Source organism: Enterobacter cloacae complex sp. 2022EL-00981, assembly GCF_028737495.1.
Lineage (GTDB): Bacteria > Pseudomonadota > Gammaproteobacteria > Enterobacterales > Enterobacteriaceae > Enterobacter > Enterobacter cloacae.
In genome coordinates, this window is the sequence record NZ_JAQZRK010000005.1 from 62,301 (window position 1) to 77,637 (window position 15,337).

18 protein-coding genes are annotated in these 15,337 nt (G+C 52.6%); 10 read left to right on the plus strand and 8 right to left on the minus strand.

Features of this window, described 5'->3' with window-relative positions; all coding sequences use genetic code 11:
* The first annotated feature begins 2 nt into the window (after window positions 1-2).
* From PUZ33_RS06660 to coaD, 4 genes are all read left to right on the plus strand, one after another.
* Entirely contained in the window at window positions 3-992 is a 990-nt protein-coding gene (locus PUZ33_RS06660) for a glycosyltransferase (protein ID WP_013094898.1), read from the plus strand.
* A gap of 66 nt (window positions 993-1,058) precedes the next feature.
* Window positions 1,059-2,333, plus strand: a complete 1,275-nt coding sequence (waaA, locus tag PUZ33_RS06665; protein WP_013094897.1) for a lipid IV(A) 3-deoxy-D-manno-octulosonic acid transferase — start codon at window positions 1,059-1,061, stop codon at window positions 2,331-2,333.
* Complete coding sequence (locus PUZ33_RS06670) at window positions 2,333-3,103, plus strand: glycosyltransferase family 2 protein (RefSeq protein WP_014830152.1); 771 nt, start codon at window positions 2,333-2,335, stop codon at window positions 3,101-3,103. The genes waaA and PUZ33_RS06670 overlap by 1 nt, the downstream gene beginning before the upstream one ends.
* A gap of 3 nt (window positions 3,104-3,106) precedes the next feature.
* Entirely contained in the window at window positions 3,107-3,586 is a 480-nt protein-coding gene (coaD, locus tag PUZ33_RS06675; protein WP_020686494.1) for a pantetheine-phosphate adenylyltransferase, read from the plus strand.
* 2 nt (window positions 3,587-3,588) lie between these two features.
* Here the strand turns inward: coaD and mutM are convergent, their stop codons facing one another.
* The 4 genes from mutM to radC all read right to left on the minus strand — a co-directional run bounded on the left by mutM (window position 3,589) and on the right by radC (window position 5,785).
* The gene (gene mutM / locus PUZ33_RS06680; protein WP_013094894.1) at window positions 3,589-4,398 is read right to left on the minus strand and encodes a bifunctional DNA-formamidopyrimidine glycosylase/DNA-(apurinic or apyrimidinic site) lyase; all 810 of its coding nucleotides are present in this window, start codon (window positions 4,396-4,398) and stop codon (window positions 3,589-3,591) included.
* 74 nt (window positions 4,399-4,472) lie between these two features.
* Window positions 4,473-4,640, minus strand: a complete 168-nt coding sequence (gene rpmG / locus PUZ33_RS06685; protein WP_013094893.1) for a 50S ribosomal protein L33 — start codon at window positions 4,638-4,640, stop codon at window positions 4,473-4,475.
* A 22-nt stretch (window positions 4,641-4,662) separates the two neighbouring features.
* Window positions 4,663-4,899 (minus strand): 50S ribosomal protein L28, encoded by a 237-nt coding sequence (rpmB, locus tag PUZ33_RS06690; protein ID WP_002436699.1) that lies wholly within the window; start codon window positions 4,897-4,899, stop codon window positions 4,663-4,665.
* Between the two features lie 217 nt (window positions 4,900-5,116).
* Window positions 5,117-5,785, minus strand: a complete 669-nt coding sequence (radC, locus tag PUZ33_RS06695) for a RadC family protein (protein ID WP_058681610.1) — start codon at window positions 5,783-5,785, stop codon at window positions 5,117-5,119.
* A 172-nt stretch (window positions 5,786-5,957) separates the two neighbouring features.
* On the opposite strand from radC, the gene coaBC reads away from it, so the two are divergent.
* From coaBC to slmA, 3 genes are all read left to right on the plus strand, one after another.
* Window positions 5,958-7,169 (plus strand): bifunctional phosphopantothenoylcysteine decarboxylase/phosphopantothenate--cysteine ligase CoaBC, encoded by a 1,212-nt coding sequence (gene coaBC / locus PUZ33_RS06700; RefSeq protein ID WP_105826592.1) that lies wholly within the window; start codon window positions 5,958-5,960, stop codon window positions 7,167-7,169.
* Entirely contained in the window at window positions 7,147-7,605 is a 459-nt protein-coding gene (gene dut / locus PUZ33_RS06705; protein WP_058681609.1) for a dUTP diphosphatase, read from the plus strand. The genes coaBC and dut overlap by 23 nt, the downstream gene beginning before the upstream one ends.
* Before the next feature lie 120 nt (window positions 7,606-7,725).
* Window positions 7,726-8,322 carry a nucleoid occlusion factor SlmA gene (gene slmA / locus PUZ33_RS06710; RefSeq protein WP_013094890.1) on the plus strand — a complete coding sequence of 199 codons (597 nt, stop codon included), beginning with the start codon at window positions 7,726-7,728 and terminating at the stop codon, window positions 8,320-8,322.
* Between the two features lie 83 nt (window positions 8,323-8,405).
* Here slmA and pyrE read toward each other — a convergent pair whose 3' ends face one another.
* On the minus strand, window positions 8,406-9,047 hold the full coding sequence (gene pyrE / locus PUZ33_RS06715; protein ID WP_013094889.1) for an orotate phosphoribosyltransferase: 642 nt from the start codon (window positions 9,045-9,047) through the stop codon (window positions 8,406-8,408).
* Between the two features lie 66 nt (window positions 9,048-9,113).
* Window positions 9,114-9,830, minus strand: coding sequence for a ribonuclease PH (gene rph / locus PUZ33_RS06720; protein WP_013094888.1), 717 nt, complete (start codon window positions 9,828-9,830; stop codon window positions 9,114-9,116).
* 125 nt (window positions 9,831-9,955) lie between these two features.
* On the opposite strand from rph, the gene PUZ33_RS06725 reads away from it, so the two are divergent.
* Entirely contained in the window at window positions 9,956-10,819 is an 864-nt protein-coding gene (locus tag PUZ33_RS06725; protein ID WP_013094887.1) for a YicC/YloC family endoribonuclease, read from the plus strand.
* A 45-nt stretch (window positions 10,820-10,864) separates the two neighbouring features.
* On the opposite strand, the gene PUZ33_RS06730 is transcribed toward PUZ33_RS06725, so the two are convergent.
* Entirely contained in the window at window positions 10,865-11,953 is a 1,089-nt protein-coding gene (locus PUZ33_RS06730; RefSeq protein WP_058681608.1) for a hypothetical protein, read from the minus strand.
* Window positions 11,954-12,169: 216 nt separating this feature from the next.
* On the opposite strand from PUZ33_RS06730, the gene PUZ33_RS06735 reads away from it, so the two are divergent.
* A complete protein-coding gene (locus tag PUZ33_RS06735; protein WP_013094886.1) occupies window positions 12,170-12,787 on the plus strand; it encodes a trimeric intracellular cation channel family protein in 618 nt (205 codons plus the stop codon).
* Window positions 12,788-12,789: 2 nt separating this feature from the next.
* Here the strand turns inward: PUZ33_RS06735 and ligB are convergent, their stop codons facing one another.
* Window positions 12,790-14,460, minus strand: a complete 1,671-nt coding sequence (ligB, locus tag PUZ33_RS06740) for an NAD-dependent DNA ligase LigB (protein ID WP_058681607.1) — start codon at window positions 14,458-14,460, stop codon at window positions 12,790-12,792.
* Between the two features lie 251 nt (window positions 14,461-14,711).
* Between ligB and gmk the strand changes: the two genes are divergently transcribed.
* Window positions 14,712-15,335, plus strand: coding sequence for a guanylate kinase (gene gmk, locus PUZ33_RS06745; protein ID WP_013094883.1), 624 nt, complete (start codon window positions 14,712-14,714; stop codon window positions 15,333-15,335).
* Window positions 15,336-15,337: the final 2 nt, after the last annotated feature.

Consider the following 15,337-nt stretch of genomic DNA (forward strand, 5'->3'; position numbering starts at 1 on the left):
TTATGCAAAATTCAGCGCCATTATTAAGCGTGGTGGTAGCCGTTTATAACGGTGAAGCGTTCCTGGATCAGTTCTTTACCTGCCTTGTGGATCAACGCATCGACAGTATGGAAGTCATCATCGTCAATGACGGCTCCACGGACCGTTCGATGCAGATCGTCGAAAACTGGCGCGAAAAGCTGCCGCAGATGCAGGTTATTGAGCAGCAAAATCAGGGCGTATCCATCGCGCGTAATACCGGTCTGGCCGTCGCGACGGGCCAATATCTTTCTTTCCCTGATATTGATGATGTCTTTAAACCCGGCATGTATCAGCACCTGCTTGATATGGCTGTTACGCAACGTCTTGATGTCGCTACCTGTAACGGCAACTACGTCTGGGAAAATAATAAGAAGCCTTCACGCCCTATTTTCCCTGAAGACAAACTGGCATCAACGGGCGTCATGTCCGGCCCTGCATGGCTCAAAATGGCGCTCGACTCCCGTAAGTTCCTGCACGTGACCTGGCTGAACATCTATCGTCATGACTTTATTCGCGAGCACGGTTTTCACTTTGAACCGGGGTTGCGCCATCAGGATATTCCGTGGACCACAGAAGTACTGCTGGCGGCGGAGCGGGTGCAGTACACCAGTGAACGTTACTACGACTACTACATTCACTCTGCGTCGGTGTCTCATATGCCGGACAATGACGACACGCTCATTCGCTCGGCGCGTCACTACATGAAAATCCTGCAGATGCTCGATGCCATTAATCAGCGCTACCCCGATAAAGTGAAAGGGATCCCTGCTTGCCACTGGCAAATTGCCAAAGAAGGGCTGGGCATCATTCATACTTTCGACAACATGAAAGATGAGCAGAAAAAGGCATTTATTATCAAAGAGTTTTTCGATAAAGGGATCTGGAAACTCATCTGGAAAAATGCAAAAAGTCCCCGATTGCGCTGGCGACTGGGCCGTCGTTACTTCCGTTTGAAGCGCTATGTGGCATAAGAGATAGCTTTACCTGGCCCAAATGCTTAGAATTTGCCCGCCGAAACTAAAAAGACGGATAATCGCTTGGAATTGTTGTATACCGCCCTGCTCTATATCATTCAGCCACTGGTGTGGCTGAGACTGCTGCTTCGTAGCCGTAAAGCGCCTGCGTACCGAAAACGCTGGGCTGAACGCTATGGCTTCTGTCGCAATAAAGTTGCCCCGGACGGTATTTTGCTGCATTCCGTTTCTGTTGGCGAAACGCTGGCAGCGATCCCGCTGGTTCGCGCCCTGCGTCACCGTTATCCGTCGCTACCGATCACCGTCACGACCATGACGCCGACCGGCTCTGAGCGCGTGATGTCCGCCTTCGGTAAAGACGTGCATCACGTCTATCTGCCCTACGACCTTCCCTGCGCCATGAACCGTTTTCTGGAAACCGTTCGCCCTAAACTGGTGATCGTGATGGAAACCGAGCTGTGGCCGAATATGATTTCCGCTCTGCATGCCCGTAAAATTCCACTGGTGATCGCTAACGCGCGTCTGTCAGAACGTTCGGCAAAAGGCTACGGCAAGCTGGGGAAATTTATGCGCCGCCTGCTCAGCAAAATCACACTGATTGCTGCGCAAAACGAAGAAGACGCAGCGCGCTTTATCTCGCTTGGCCTGAAACGCAACCAGCTGGCGGTGACAGGCAGCCTCAAATTCGATATCTCCGTCACGCCTGAACTTGCCGCCCGTGCTATCACGCTGCGCCGCCAGTGGGCACCGCGTCGCCAGGTCTGGATTGCGACCAGCACCCATGATGGCGAAGAGGCGATTATCCTGCAGGCGCATCGTAAGCTGCTGGAGAAATTCCCCGATTTGCTGCTGATTCTGGTACCTCGCCATCCCGAGCGTTTTAAAGACGCCCGTGAAATGGTGCAAAAAGGCGGCTTCAGCTTCACCCTGCGCAGCAGCGGTGAGATCCCCTCCACCAGCACGCAGGTGGTTATTGGCGATACCATGGGTGAGCTGATGCTGCTGTATGGCATCGCTGATCTGGCCTTTGTTGGCGGCAGCCTGGTGGAGCGTGGTGGCCATAACCCGCTGGAACCAGCGGCCCATGCCATTCCCGTGCTGATGGGTCCACATACCTTCAACTTCAAAGATATCTGTGCGAAATTGCAGCAAGCGGAAGGGCTAATTACCGTGACCGATGCGGATTCGGTGGTCAAAGAGGTCTCGACTCTGCTGACCGACGAAGATTACCGCCTGTGGTACGGTCGTCATGCCGTCGAAGTGCTGCATCAGAACCAGGGTGCCCTCACCCGTCTGCTGCAGCTTCTGCAACCTTATCTGCCGCAGCGGAGCCACTAATGTCAACGCGCCTGTCGGTCGTTCTGATCGCCAAAAACGCTGCCGACCTGCTTCCGGATTGCCTGGCCTCCGTTGCCTGGGCTGACGAAATTATCCTGCTCGACTCCGGCAGTGAAGACAACACGGCGGACGTTGCCCGCGCAGCGGGTGCAAAAGTCTATACCAACACCGACTGGCAAGGGTATGGCATCCAGCGCCAGCGTGCGCAGGGATATGCCACCGGTGATTATGTACTGATGCTCGACACAGACGAGCGCATCACGCCGGAGCTGCGTCAGGCTATTCAGGCGGTGCTCGCCGCACCAACGCCGGGCACGGTCTACAGCATTGCGCGTCGTAACTATTTCCTTGGCCGTTTTATGCGTCACAGCGGCTGGTACCCCGACCGGGTCACGCGCCTCTACGAGCGCGAGCGGTATCAGTACAATGATAATCTGGTCCATGAATCCCTGGCCTGCGACAGTGCGCCAGTCGTCCCGCTGACGGGCGATCTTTTGCACCTGACCTGCCGGGATTTCGCCAGCTTCCAGCGTAAACAGCTCAACTATGCCACCGCCTGGGCACAGGAGCGCCATCAGCGCGGCAAGAAAGCCACGCTGACAGGTATCTTCACCCATACGCTGGGGGCATTTCTGAAAACGCTGCTGCTGCGTGGCGGCGTGCTGGACGGTAAACAGGGCTGGTTACTGGCCGTGGTAAATGCCCAGTATACTTTCAACAAATACACCGAGCTGTGGGCGCTCAGCCGCGGCTACTCAGAGAAAACGTGAGCCATGAGCACAAAAGCGATTTATCCAGGTACCTTTGATCCGATCACCAATGGTCATCTTGATATCATCACCCGTGCGTCGTGCATGTTCGACAAGGTGATTCTGGCGATTGCTGCCAGCCCCAGTAAAAAACCGATGTTTGACCTGAACGAGCGCGTCGCGCTTGCCACCGAGGCCATTGCGCACCTGCCGAACGTGGAAGTGGTGGGCTTCAGCGATCTGATGGCCAACTTTGCCCGCGCCCAGCAGGCGACGATTCTGATCCGTGGCTTACGCGCGGTGGCAGACTTCGAGTATGAGATGCAGCTGGCGCATATGAATCGTCATTTGATGCCGGAGCTGGAAAGCGTATTTCTGATGCCATCCAAGGAGTGGTCGTTCATCTCTTCCACGCTGGTGAAAGAGGTGGCGCGTCATCACGGGGACGTTACCCATTTCCTGCCGGTTAACGTCCACCAGGCGTTGATGGACAAGCTAAAGTAGCGCTATTTCTGGCACTGACGGCAATAGAATGTGGCGCGCTGGGCATGCTTTGTTGCGATGATCGGCGTTCCACATACTCTGCACGGCTCGCCTTTGCGGCCATACACCTGCAGCTCCTGAGCAAAATAGCCTGGCTTACCATCGCTTTGCAGGAAGTCCTTCAGCGTCGTTCCCCCCTGCTCAATTGAGCGAAGCAGCACCGCTTTAATCACCCGTACCAGCAGCTCACACTCCTGCGCCGACAGCGAAGAGGCCAACCGATCGGGATGGATCCCGGCTGCAAACAGCGATTCGCTGGCATAGATATTCCCCACGCCGACCACCAGCTTGTTATCCATCAGCCAGGGTTTAATCGGGGTTTTCTTTTTCGCACACTTCGCTTTCAGGTATTCCGCGTTAAACGCTTCTGAAAGCGGCTCTGGCCCCAGATGTGCCAGTACGCTATGTCCTTCCAGTTCTTTGGTCCACAACCATGCGCCAAAGCGGCGGGGATCGGTATAACGCAACACTTTGCCGTTACTCATCACCAGATCGACATGGTCATGCTTTTCCGCAGGCAGCTCTTCAGTGAGGATCCGCAGGCTGCCGGACATGCCAAGATGAATGATGATCCAGCCATCGGGCAGCTCCAGAAGCAGATATTTCGCGCGGCGCTGGACGCTGAGGATCGGTTTATCGCTTAACGCATGGATCTCATCAGAAACCGGCCAACGGAGGCGACCGTTACGCACGGTAGCATGAAGAATAGTCGCGCCGACCAGATGCGGCTCAATACCGCGGCGGCTGGTCTCCACCTCAGGTAATTCAGGCATGATTCCTCCGTAGTAAGATGCAGAATGCAAAAAACCCCGCAGTTGCGGGGTTTTTCAATACAAGGAGGCTAAAATTATTTGATTTTAGCTTCTTTGTACATTACGTGCTGGCGTACAACTGGATCGAATTTTTTCAGTTCCAGTTTTTCCGGCTTAGTACGTTTGTTCTTCGTGGTGGTGTAGAAGTGACCTGTACCAGCAGAAGAAACCAGCTTGATTTTCTCGCGAATACCTTTAGCCATGATTTATTTCCTCTTTAAGTACTTAGTACTTTTCGCCACGGGCACGCAGTTCGGACAGAACTGTATCGATGCCTTTCTTATCAATTACACGCATACCTTTAGCAGATACGCGCAGGGTGACAAAACGCTTCTCGCTCTCAACCCAGAAACGGTGAGAGTGCAGGTTCGGCAGGAAACGGCGTTTAGTCGCGTTCAGTGCGTGGGAACGGTTGTTACCGGTCACCGGACGCTTGCCAGTAACTTGGCAGACTCGGGACATGTCTATTCTCCAAAAATCAAATTAGCTCGAGCTTCGTATGGGGTATCGGCGCCTCGTCAGGCTTTACAGCCCGGTCATCGCATAGTTCTATTGAACTCTCGATTGCCAGGCCCAAATGCCAAACCCGAGATTCTCAAAGGTGGCGTAGTATACGCTGACTCGGCGGTGTGCTCAAGTCCCGAACAGACAAAGATCCCGATGGATCGCGAGAAATAGCCTAAATCCAGCCATGTTCTGCAAAAGAAAGGTACTCTCCGCGGCCAATTATCAGATGGTCCAGCACACGAATGTCCATGAATTGACAGCATTTGACAATGCGGTCGGTGATCTCTTTGTCAGCTCTGCTTGGTTCTGCACAGCCAGAAGGGTGATTATGCGCGAGTATCACGCCGGCTGCATTCAATTTTATTGCTTCGCGCACAATTTCACGCGGATGAACCTCAACATGGCTTAGCGTGCCCGAGAAAAGGTGGCTATGCTTGAGCACCCGGTTCCGGTTGTCGAGAAAGATCACCATAAAGATCTCGCGTTCAATATCGGTTAACTGACTTTGCAGAAACTCGCGCGTCATCGCAGGAGTCAGTATCGGGTCCTCCTCCTGCATACGAACACACTGAAAACGGCGGGCCAGTTCGGCAATCCCTTTAAGCTGGGCATATTTCGCCACACCGATACCCTCCACACGCGCAAACTCCGCCAGTTCCGCCGTCATCAAACCGTAGAGTGAGCCAAAATGGCCTATCAGATCTTTTGCCAGCGTAAAGACCGTTTTGCCCGGCGTACCGGTGCGCAAAAAAAGCGCCAGCAGTTCCTCATCTTTTAGCAAAGTGACGCCATAGCGCAGCAATTTTTCGCGCGGTAAGAGCAGTTCATCCTCGTCTTCCATGCTTTTTCTCCCTGTTTTTTGCCCATCTTGCCATAGGCTACTCAGGTACCTGACTCTCGCGTCTCGTTCTTGCGTAACGCCTCGCAAAGTGACCGAAGGACAAGATCACCCCGTTTTTGGGATTGTGATAAAATGCCCGCTCTCTGGTGAAACCCAACAGGAAAGAATCATGATGAGCCTGGCCGGTAAAAAAATCGTTCTTGGCGTTAGCGGCGGCATTGCAGCCTATAAAACGCCGGAACTGGTGCGCCGTCTGCGCGAGCGCGGGGCCGACGTACGGGTCGCGATAACCGAAGGCGGAAAAGCCTTTATCACTCCTCTGAGCCTGCAGGCCGTTTCAGGATACCCGGTATCTGACAGCCTGCTTGACCCTGCCGCAGAAGCCGCGATGGGCCATATTGAGCTTGGGAAATGGGCAGACCTGGTTATCCTTGCCCCCGCCACGGCCGATTTAATTGCCCGCGTTGCCGCCGGGATGGCGAACGATCTGGTTTCGACCATTTGTCTGGCCACGCCCGCCCCTGTTGCCGTTGTGCCGGCCATGAATCAGCAGATGTATCGCAATGCCGCGACCCAGCATAATCTACAGACGCTGGCTTCGCGCGGCCTGCTGATCTGGGGGCCGGACAGCGGGAGCCAGGCCTGTGGCGATGTCGGCCCAGGCCGTATGCTTGATCCATTGACTATTGTCGATATGGCCGCGGCCCATTTTTCGCCTGTCAACGACCTGCAACATCTCAACATCATGATTACAGCCGGCCCAACGCGCGAGCCGCTGGATCCGGTACGTTACATTACCAACCACAGCTCCGGTAAAATGGGCTTTGCGATTGCGGCCGCAGCGGCGAAACGCGGCGCGAACGTCACGCTGGTCAGTGGCCCGGTCTCGTTACCTACGCCGCCTTTTGTGCAGCGTATTGATGTCACCACCGCGCTGGAAATGGAGGCCGCGGTACAGGCCCGTGCGCAAAACCAGCAGATTTTTATCGGTTGTGCTGCCGTCGCGGACTACCGCGCAGAGACCATTTCCGATGCCAAAATCAAAAAGCAAGGCGATGAATTAACACTAAAAATGGTGAAAAACCCGGATATCGTTGCTGGCGTCGCCGCGCTGAAAACCCATCGTCCTTACGTTGTTGGGTTTGCCGCAGAAACAAATAATGTGGAAGAATATGCCCGGCAAAAACGTACCCGCAAAAACCTCGATTTGATTTGCGCGAATGACGTATCGCTGGCCACGCAAGGATTTAACAGCGACAGCAACGCACTGCACCTTTTCTGGCAGGATGGAGATAAAATCTTACCGCTTGAGCGCAAGGAACTCCTGGGCCAACAATTACTGGACGAGATCGTTACCCGTTATGATGAAAAAAATCGACGTTAAGATTCTGGACCCGCGTGTTGGCGAGCAATTCCCGCTGCCAACCTATGCCACCTCCGGCTCTGCCGGTCTTGACCTACGCGCCTGTCTCGATGACGCCGTAGAACTGGCTCCGGGTGCGACCACCCTGATCCCAACGGGCCTGGCGATTCACATTGCTGACCCTTCACTGGCGGCGGTGATCCTGCCACGTTCAGGCCTGGGTCATAAGCATGGTGTCGTGCTGGGTAACCTGGTCGGCCTGATCGACTCTGACTACCAGGGCCAGCTGATGGTCTCCGTCTGGAACCGAAGTCAGGACAGCTTCACCATTGAACCGGGCGAGCGTATCGCGCAGATGGTCTTTGTACCTGTGGTGCAGGCAGAATTTAACCTGGTGGCGGACTTTGATGCCACCGACCGTGGCGAAGGCGGCTTCGGCCATTCCGGGCGCAAATAACCGCCCGACAGACACGCATCTCACAGCGCCATAATGTCATAACAAACCGCAAACGCCAGTTTGCGGTCGCTGTGTGGATGCCCGCCTGACAAGTGCTTATTTTCAGGGGTATTTTGCAACATGGCAGAAAAACAAACCGCGAAAAGGAACCGTCGCGAAGAAATACTTCAATCTCTGGCTCTGATGCTTGAATCCAGCGATGGCAGTCAACGCATCACCACCGCAAAACTGGCCGCCTCTGTAGGCGTGTCTGAAGCGGCGCTGTACCGTCATTTCCCGAGCAAAACCCGGATGTTCGACAGCCTGATCGAGTTTATCGAAGACAGTCTGATCACGCGTATCAACTTGATTCTGAAAGACGAAAAAGACACCACTGCGCGTCTGCGTCTGATTGTGCAGTTGATTCTGGGATTTGGAGAACGTAACCCGGGCCTGACCCGTATTCTGACTGGCCATGCGCTGATGTTTGAGCAGGACAGACTGCAGGGTCGCATTAACCAGCTTTTCGAGCGTATTGAAGCGCAGCTGCGCCAGGTACTGCGTGAGAAAAAAATGCGTGAAGGCGAAGGTTACAGCACGGATGAAACGCTGCTGGCAAGCCAGATCCTGGCGTTTTGCGAAGGCATGCTCTCCCGTTTTGTACGCAGTGAGTTCAAATACAGCCCAACGGACGATTTCGACGCCCGTTGGCCGTTAGTGGCGGCGCAGTTGCAGTAACGTCGTTGCCGGATGGCGGCTTCGCCTTATCCGGCCTACGAATTGCGCAGGCCCGGCAAGCGACGCGCCACCGGGCGATTCCGTTACACGCCAAACTCTTCGCGATATGCCCGCACCGCAGCCAGATGATCCGCCATCTCTGGCTTCTCTTCCAGATACGCAATCAGGTCTTTCAGGTTGATGATTGACGTCACTTTGCAGCTGTAATCACGTTCAACTTCCTGAATGGCCGAGATTTCACCACGACCCCGTTCCTGACGGTCCAGAGAAATCAACACGCCAGCCAGCGTCGCGCCGTTGGCCTGGATAATCTCCATGGATTCGCGAATGGCGGTACCCGCGGTGATGACGTCGTCCACCAGCATCACGCGCCCCTGCAGTGGGCTGCCGACCAGGTTGCCGCCTTCACCGTGGGTTTTGGCCTCTTTACGGTTAAAGCAGTACGGCACGTCGCGGTCATGGTGTTCTGCCAGCGCAACCGCGGTGGTGGTCGCAATCGGAATGCCCTTATAGGCCGGGCCAAACAGCAGGTCGAAATCAATCCCTGAATCCACCAGCGCTTCGGCATAGAAACGGCCTAACAGCGCCAGATCGCGCCCGGTATTGAACAGCCCGGCATTGAAGAAATAGGGACTCTTGCGCCCGGATTTCAGCGTAAACTCGCCAAACTTGAGGACCTGCTTGTTAAGCGCAAACTCAATAAACTGGCGCTGATACGGTTTCATGGATTCGCTCCTTTGTCTTTTCTGTCTTACAGGCAAAAAAAGGCGACTCATTGGTCGCCTTTAAAATCAATTTTCTAACGCCGCTTTCTGCGTCGTTACAATAGATTCAATTCCCCCTCGGGCCAGAGCCAGCAAGGTGAGAAGTTCTTCGTGGGTAAACGGTTCGCCTTCTGCGGTGCCCTGCACCTCAATGATACGTCCGTCTTCGGTCATCACCACGTTCATGTCAGTTTCGGCAGCGGAGTCTTCTACGTATTCCAGATCGCAAAGCGCTTCACCGTTAACGATACCGACGGACACCGCGGCAACCATCCCTTTCATTGGGTTTGTTTTCAGCTTACCGGCCGCAACCAGTTTATTCAGGGCATCCGCCAGCGCCACACAGGCACCGGTAATCGATGCGGTACGCGTGCCACCGTCAGCCTGAATGACGTCGCAGTCCAGGGTAATGGTGAATTCGCCCAGCGTTTTCAGATCAACAGCGGCGCGCAGCGCACGCGCGATGAGGCGCTGAATTTCCATGGTACGGCCGCCCTGCTTACCTTTTGCCGCTTCACGGGCATTACGGGTATGCGTTGCACGCGGCAGCATGCCGTATTCAGCCGTGATCCAGCCCTGGCCCTGACCTTTCAGGAAACGCGGAACGCCTTCTTCAATGGAAGCCGTGCACAGCACTTTGGTGTCACCAAACTCAACCAGAACGGAGCCTTCTGCGTGTTTTGTATAGTTACGGGTCAGGGTGACGGGACGCACCTGATTGGCGCTACGACCTGCTGGACGCATGATGAATTCTCCGGCTTGAAACGAATGTGGCTGCGCATTATACGGATAAAGGACGCTTATTCCTATCCTGAGAAGCCCCTGAAAGCTATAATCCCCCCATCTCTCCTTTAAAAACGGGAATATCTATGATCCGCAGTATGACCGCCTACGCCCGGCGTGAAATCAAGGGTAGCTGGGGTAGCGCTACCTGGGAAATGCGTTCGGTAAACCAGCGCTATCTGGAAACCTATTTCCGTATGCCGGAGCAGTTCCGCAGCCTTGAGCCTGTGGTGCGTGAGCGTATCCGTACGCGTCTGACGCGCGGCAAAGTGGAATGTAACCTGCGTTTTGAGCCGGATGCCAGCGCGCAGGGCGAACTGATCCTCAACGAAAAACTGGCAAAACAGCTCGTCAATGCGGCGAACTGGGTCAAAATGCAAAGCGACGAAGGCGAAATTAATCCGGTTGATATTCTGCGCTGGCCTGGCGTTATGGCTGCCGGAGAGCAGGATCTGGATGCAATTGCCGCTGAAATCCTTGCCGCCCTCGACAGCACGCTCGATGACTTTATCGTTGCTCGCGAAACCGAAGGCCAGGCGCTGAAAGCGATGATTGAACAGCGCCTTGAAGGCGTCAGCGCCGAAGTGGCAAAAGTACGTACCCATATGCCGGAAGTGCTGCAGTGGCAGCGCGAGCGTCTGGTTGCCAAACTGGAAGAAGCGGAAGTTCAGCTGGAAAATAACCGTCTGGAACAAGAGCTGGTGCTGATGGCGCAGCGCGTTGACGTGGCCGAAGAGCTGGACCGTCTGGAAGCACACGTTAAAGAGACCTACAACATTCTGAAGAAGAAAGAAGCCGTTGGCCGTCGTCTCGACTTTATGATGCAGGAGTTCAACCGCGAGTCGAATACCCTGGCGTCTAAATCAATCAATGCCGACGTGACGAATTCCGCCATTGAGCTCAAGGTACTGATTGAGCAGATGCGCGAGCAGATCCAGAATATCGAGTAGTTAAGTTATTTGGCATAGGAAATGTAATCAATCCTATGCCCTTTTCTATTTCTTTTTTCCTTGGGCTGCTTGAGCTGCTTGAGCTGCTTGAGCTGCTTGAGCTGCTAAATAACTTTTTCTTACTGAGCTACTTAATTTAATAAGCTCAAAAAACTCATTAATTTCTTTTTTAAGCTCAGGATGAGAAGACACTTTTAAATCTATGACGTCAAAAAGGTATATAATGAAGTCGTATATTCTGCGTTTACCCCAACCTATTTCAAGCATCGTCAAATCAATATTCATTCTTTTTACATTATTTTCATTGACGTACTCCGCCTCAATTAATGAGCTTTTCTTACAGGTTGCATAAAAACAATTTAAAATCTCATTAATTCCAGTATTACACTCAGTAATTATTTTATGAATATCCTTTATTTTTCGTTCATTCAGTATATTGGTATATTCAAGCTCATTTAAAACAATTTTTTTGTTGAAACGTCTAAGTTTCATTGTGACATTTTTGATGAATTTGTCAGAAACTTTGTCTTTAAAACCGCCATTAATACTTGACTCTATAAAAATAGCTTTGTATAAACTATTAGGCCTAAGTATAATAAAAGGATTTTCCTGAAGAACTTTAATCTTAGAATTCGATTTCTCAGCAAGAGCTAAATTATTAAAGCAATCCGTGATATATTTCAGATGTGCGTAATAACCGTCTGATATATTTTTCTTTTCTGCCGTCTCTATTTGTTTTTTTGTCTGAATTGTTCGGTGAATGTTTGATATAAATACACCAAGTGTGGGTGTCAGTGCTGATATATAAAGCGGTATCTTACTAAATTCAAAAATGACATTAATGTTTTGAATCGATAATTCAATTTCGTTTACCTGCAAAATCTTAAATTCGATTACAGAAGCTGCAAGAAGAGGTAAAATAGTCCCAAGCCAAAACACCGGTTGCCGAGACAAGCTATCTTCACTAAGTTTTAGAAAGCTAAAAAACATTTTAGCTTGAGCAATAAAAAATGATTGAAAGTTAAATTTTCTTAATTGTCTAAACGTTAAAGGACTTGATGTTTCTTTAAAAAACCAATCGCTTGCAAGAGCAAGCAAAATGTAAAAAATAGCTAATTGAAATAATATCTCCATTTAAAATCACCATTTGTTTTTTTATGATTATATTTCACATATAAAAAACGAGCAACTGGTAATTGACTAAACCCTCTCTTTTATTTACCTATTTATGAAGAAGAAGTGATTTACTTATCATTACTTTTACTAATCTGAAACTGTTCGCCTTAGAAAATCTCAATCGTGATCGTGCGCACAAAACGTTAACCTTCCCGGCTTCACACCGGAGGTTATATGCTGCTTCACACTCTTTATCTCATTGGCATCACTGCAGAAGCCATGACTGGTGCGCTTGCAGCCGGTCGTCGCCGAATGGATACCTTCGGCGTGATCATTATTGCCACAGCGACCGCGCTGGGCGGAGGTTCCGTGCGCGATATTTTGCTGGGCCATTACCCGCTGGGCTGGGTGAAAAACCCCGAGTACGTGATTATTGTGGCGACCGCCGCCGTAGTAACCACCATTGTCGCGCCCGTTATGACCCATCTGCGTCGCCTGTTTCTGGTGCTTGATGCGCTCGGGCTGATTGTCTTTTCTATCATTGGCGCACAAATCGCGCTCGATATGGGTGAAGGGCCAGTTATCGCCACCATTGCCGCCGTGGTGACCGGGGTGTTTGGAGGCGTGCTGCGCGATATGTTCTGCAAACGTATTCCTCTGGTCTTTCAAAAAGAGCTGTATGCCGGCATCTCCTTCGCCGCAGCGGTGCTCTATATTGCCCTGCAGCATTATGTTTCGAACCATGATGTGGTGGTCATCTCCACGCTGCTGTTCGGCTTTACGGCCCGCATGCTGGCGTTGCGACTGAAGCTCGGCCTGCCGGTGTTTCACTACAAACACAGCGCTCACTAATTTCAGAATCCCTTGATGTGCTGTTCAGCCAGCCACTTTGCCAGCACATCCACCTCCGGCGCGTGGAGCCAGTTAACGATTTGCCGCGCTTTCTCTTCTCCGGTCCCCGGCAAGGTCTGCCAGTCCATAGCGCTACGCTGGTGCATGATCTGCCATGATAGCTCTCCGGCGGCTTTCAGGGTCGCCTGAGCCAGCGGAACACCCATCGCCATGATCCAACGAATAAAAGGACGCTCGCGCACCAGATTAAACTGATGCCAGAGCGCCAGTCCGCGTGCAGCCGAAAACCCCGGCGTGGTTTGCAGCTGCGCCTGGGTTAACAACAGCCATGAGAAAATATGTTCAAAGCGATGTGCCTGCCAGAGCGACCGCCAGCCTGACTCGCCTAAACCGGCAATATCCAGCCCCTGCTTAGAACTGAGCCACGTCAGCCGGGCAAAGAACTGCTCCATACATTCCGGTGAAGCGTAAAAACAGCTGAGAGAATGGTACTGCGGGACTGGAGGTTCTGGTTTTTGCCGGTCGGTCCCTCGCCAGACGACTTTGTCGAATCGGGGGATCCCCTGCCCGGCCAGGCTTACCTGGATCTGATCGCCCGGCGCGATATCCAGCCTTTGCCAGCGGCCAACGGATCCCAGGCTAACCCGCTGCACCTGTTTATCATCCAGCCGTACTGGCTCCAGCCCCGCCACAACGGCAATTTTCCCCGTTCGGCCCACAGTGAAGTGAATATCCCGTACTTCAGCAACCTGCGCGACAGGGGGATATTTCCAGGCAACAACCCAACTGCCCTCTCCAGGCAGCCAGTTTTCACCCGGCAGTTCATCCGCCAAGCGAACCACAATGCCGTCCGTGGCAAAGGGTAATGCTGCGGTGTGCCACGCTGAGCGCTGCTTTTCGACGGCCTCAATATGCTCTACGGGCAAGGTATAGCGCGCTGTCAGGGTAAAACCCGCGTCAGACAGTTCCGCCAGTGCGGTTTTCATCTCTTTTGGCCCGTCTGGCCAGGCCCAGATGAATACCCCAACCTCTCTCAAAAACGCGTTATCCTGCTGGCGCATCATCGCACCTGCGACTTTTGCGCGTGCATTCATTCCGCCCATCTGCTGCTGAATGTGATTTTCACGCTGCCAAAAAAGCTCCCCCTGTAACACGCTGTTCGCCAGCGCGCCGGAAAGGTGTTGTGGCACCGACGGTATTAAACGCACCTGCGATGTCCAGTCTTCACCTTTTAGCCCATCGCCACGGCTAATGGCCTGAGCCAATGTTCCACCCCGATACACCAGCGTTACCGCTACGCCGTCAACTTTGGGTTGCATCCAGAGATTGCGCCGGGCATGCATCCACTGGACAAGCTCTTCTTTACTGCTCACCTTATGAACCCCTGTATGGGCGACAGGGTGTTTGATACGTCCCGTCAGGGCGGGAAGTGCTGCGTCAGGTGAGGCATACCCAAAACAGTGCTGCCACTGTTTTAACCGCCCGTTGAGCTGGTCATACACTTCATCGTTCACTTCGCTGATACCCTGCTGCCAGTAGGCGTCATCCCAGCGTTTGATTTGCGCACTTAACGTCGCAATCTCTTTCTCCGCCCTCGCCTGAGACCACACCGGGCACACCGCCGCCGCAGAACCACACCACAACAGCATGAAGCCGCTTATCCATCGCCACATTGCTACCCCTCCTTTACGTTGCTGGAGGTATAACCCGGCGACGAAAACTACGCTAATGGCAACATTGCGCTTTGCGAGGCGCTATCCAGAGTGAATTTATGTTGCTGCAAAACACAGGTAAAACCTGAAAACGACACGCAAAATGCAATAATCCAGGGGAAAAAGTGTGACAAAGGCTACGTCACACAGCGGCGACGTGTATAATAAGCCCGTATGTAGGACTTCTTCGTTAACACATACAAAAGACTCTCATGGCTCAAGGCACGCTTTATATTGTTTCTGCCCCTAGTGGCGCGGGTAAATCCAGCCTTATTCAGGCACTGTTAAAAACCCAACCGTTGTATGATACTCAGGTTTCTGTTTCACACACCACGCGTAAACCGCGTCCGGGTGAAGTGCACGGTGAACACTATTTCTTTGTCGATCACGACGAATTTAAAGCGATGATTGGCCGAGATGCGTTTCTTGAACACGCAGAAGTTTTCGGGAACTACTACGGTACTTCGCGTGAAACCATTGAGCAGGTTCTGGCAACCGGCGTGAATGTGTTCCTGGATATCGACTGGCAGGGCGCACAGCAAATTCGCAAGAAAATGCCTGATTCGCGCAGTATCTTTATTTTACCGCCGTCGAAAGATGAGCTGGATCGCCGCCTGCGTGGCCGCGGTCAGGACAGCGAAGAGGTCATTGCAAAGCGTATGGAACAGGCAGTTGCAGAAATGAGCCATTACGCCGAATATGATTACCTTATTGTGAATGATGATTTTGATGCCGCACTGAGCGATCTCAAAACCATCCTTCGCGCAGAACGTCTGCGTATGAGCCGCCAGAAGCAGCGACATGACGCATTAATCACCAAACTGTTGGCAGACTGAAC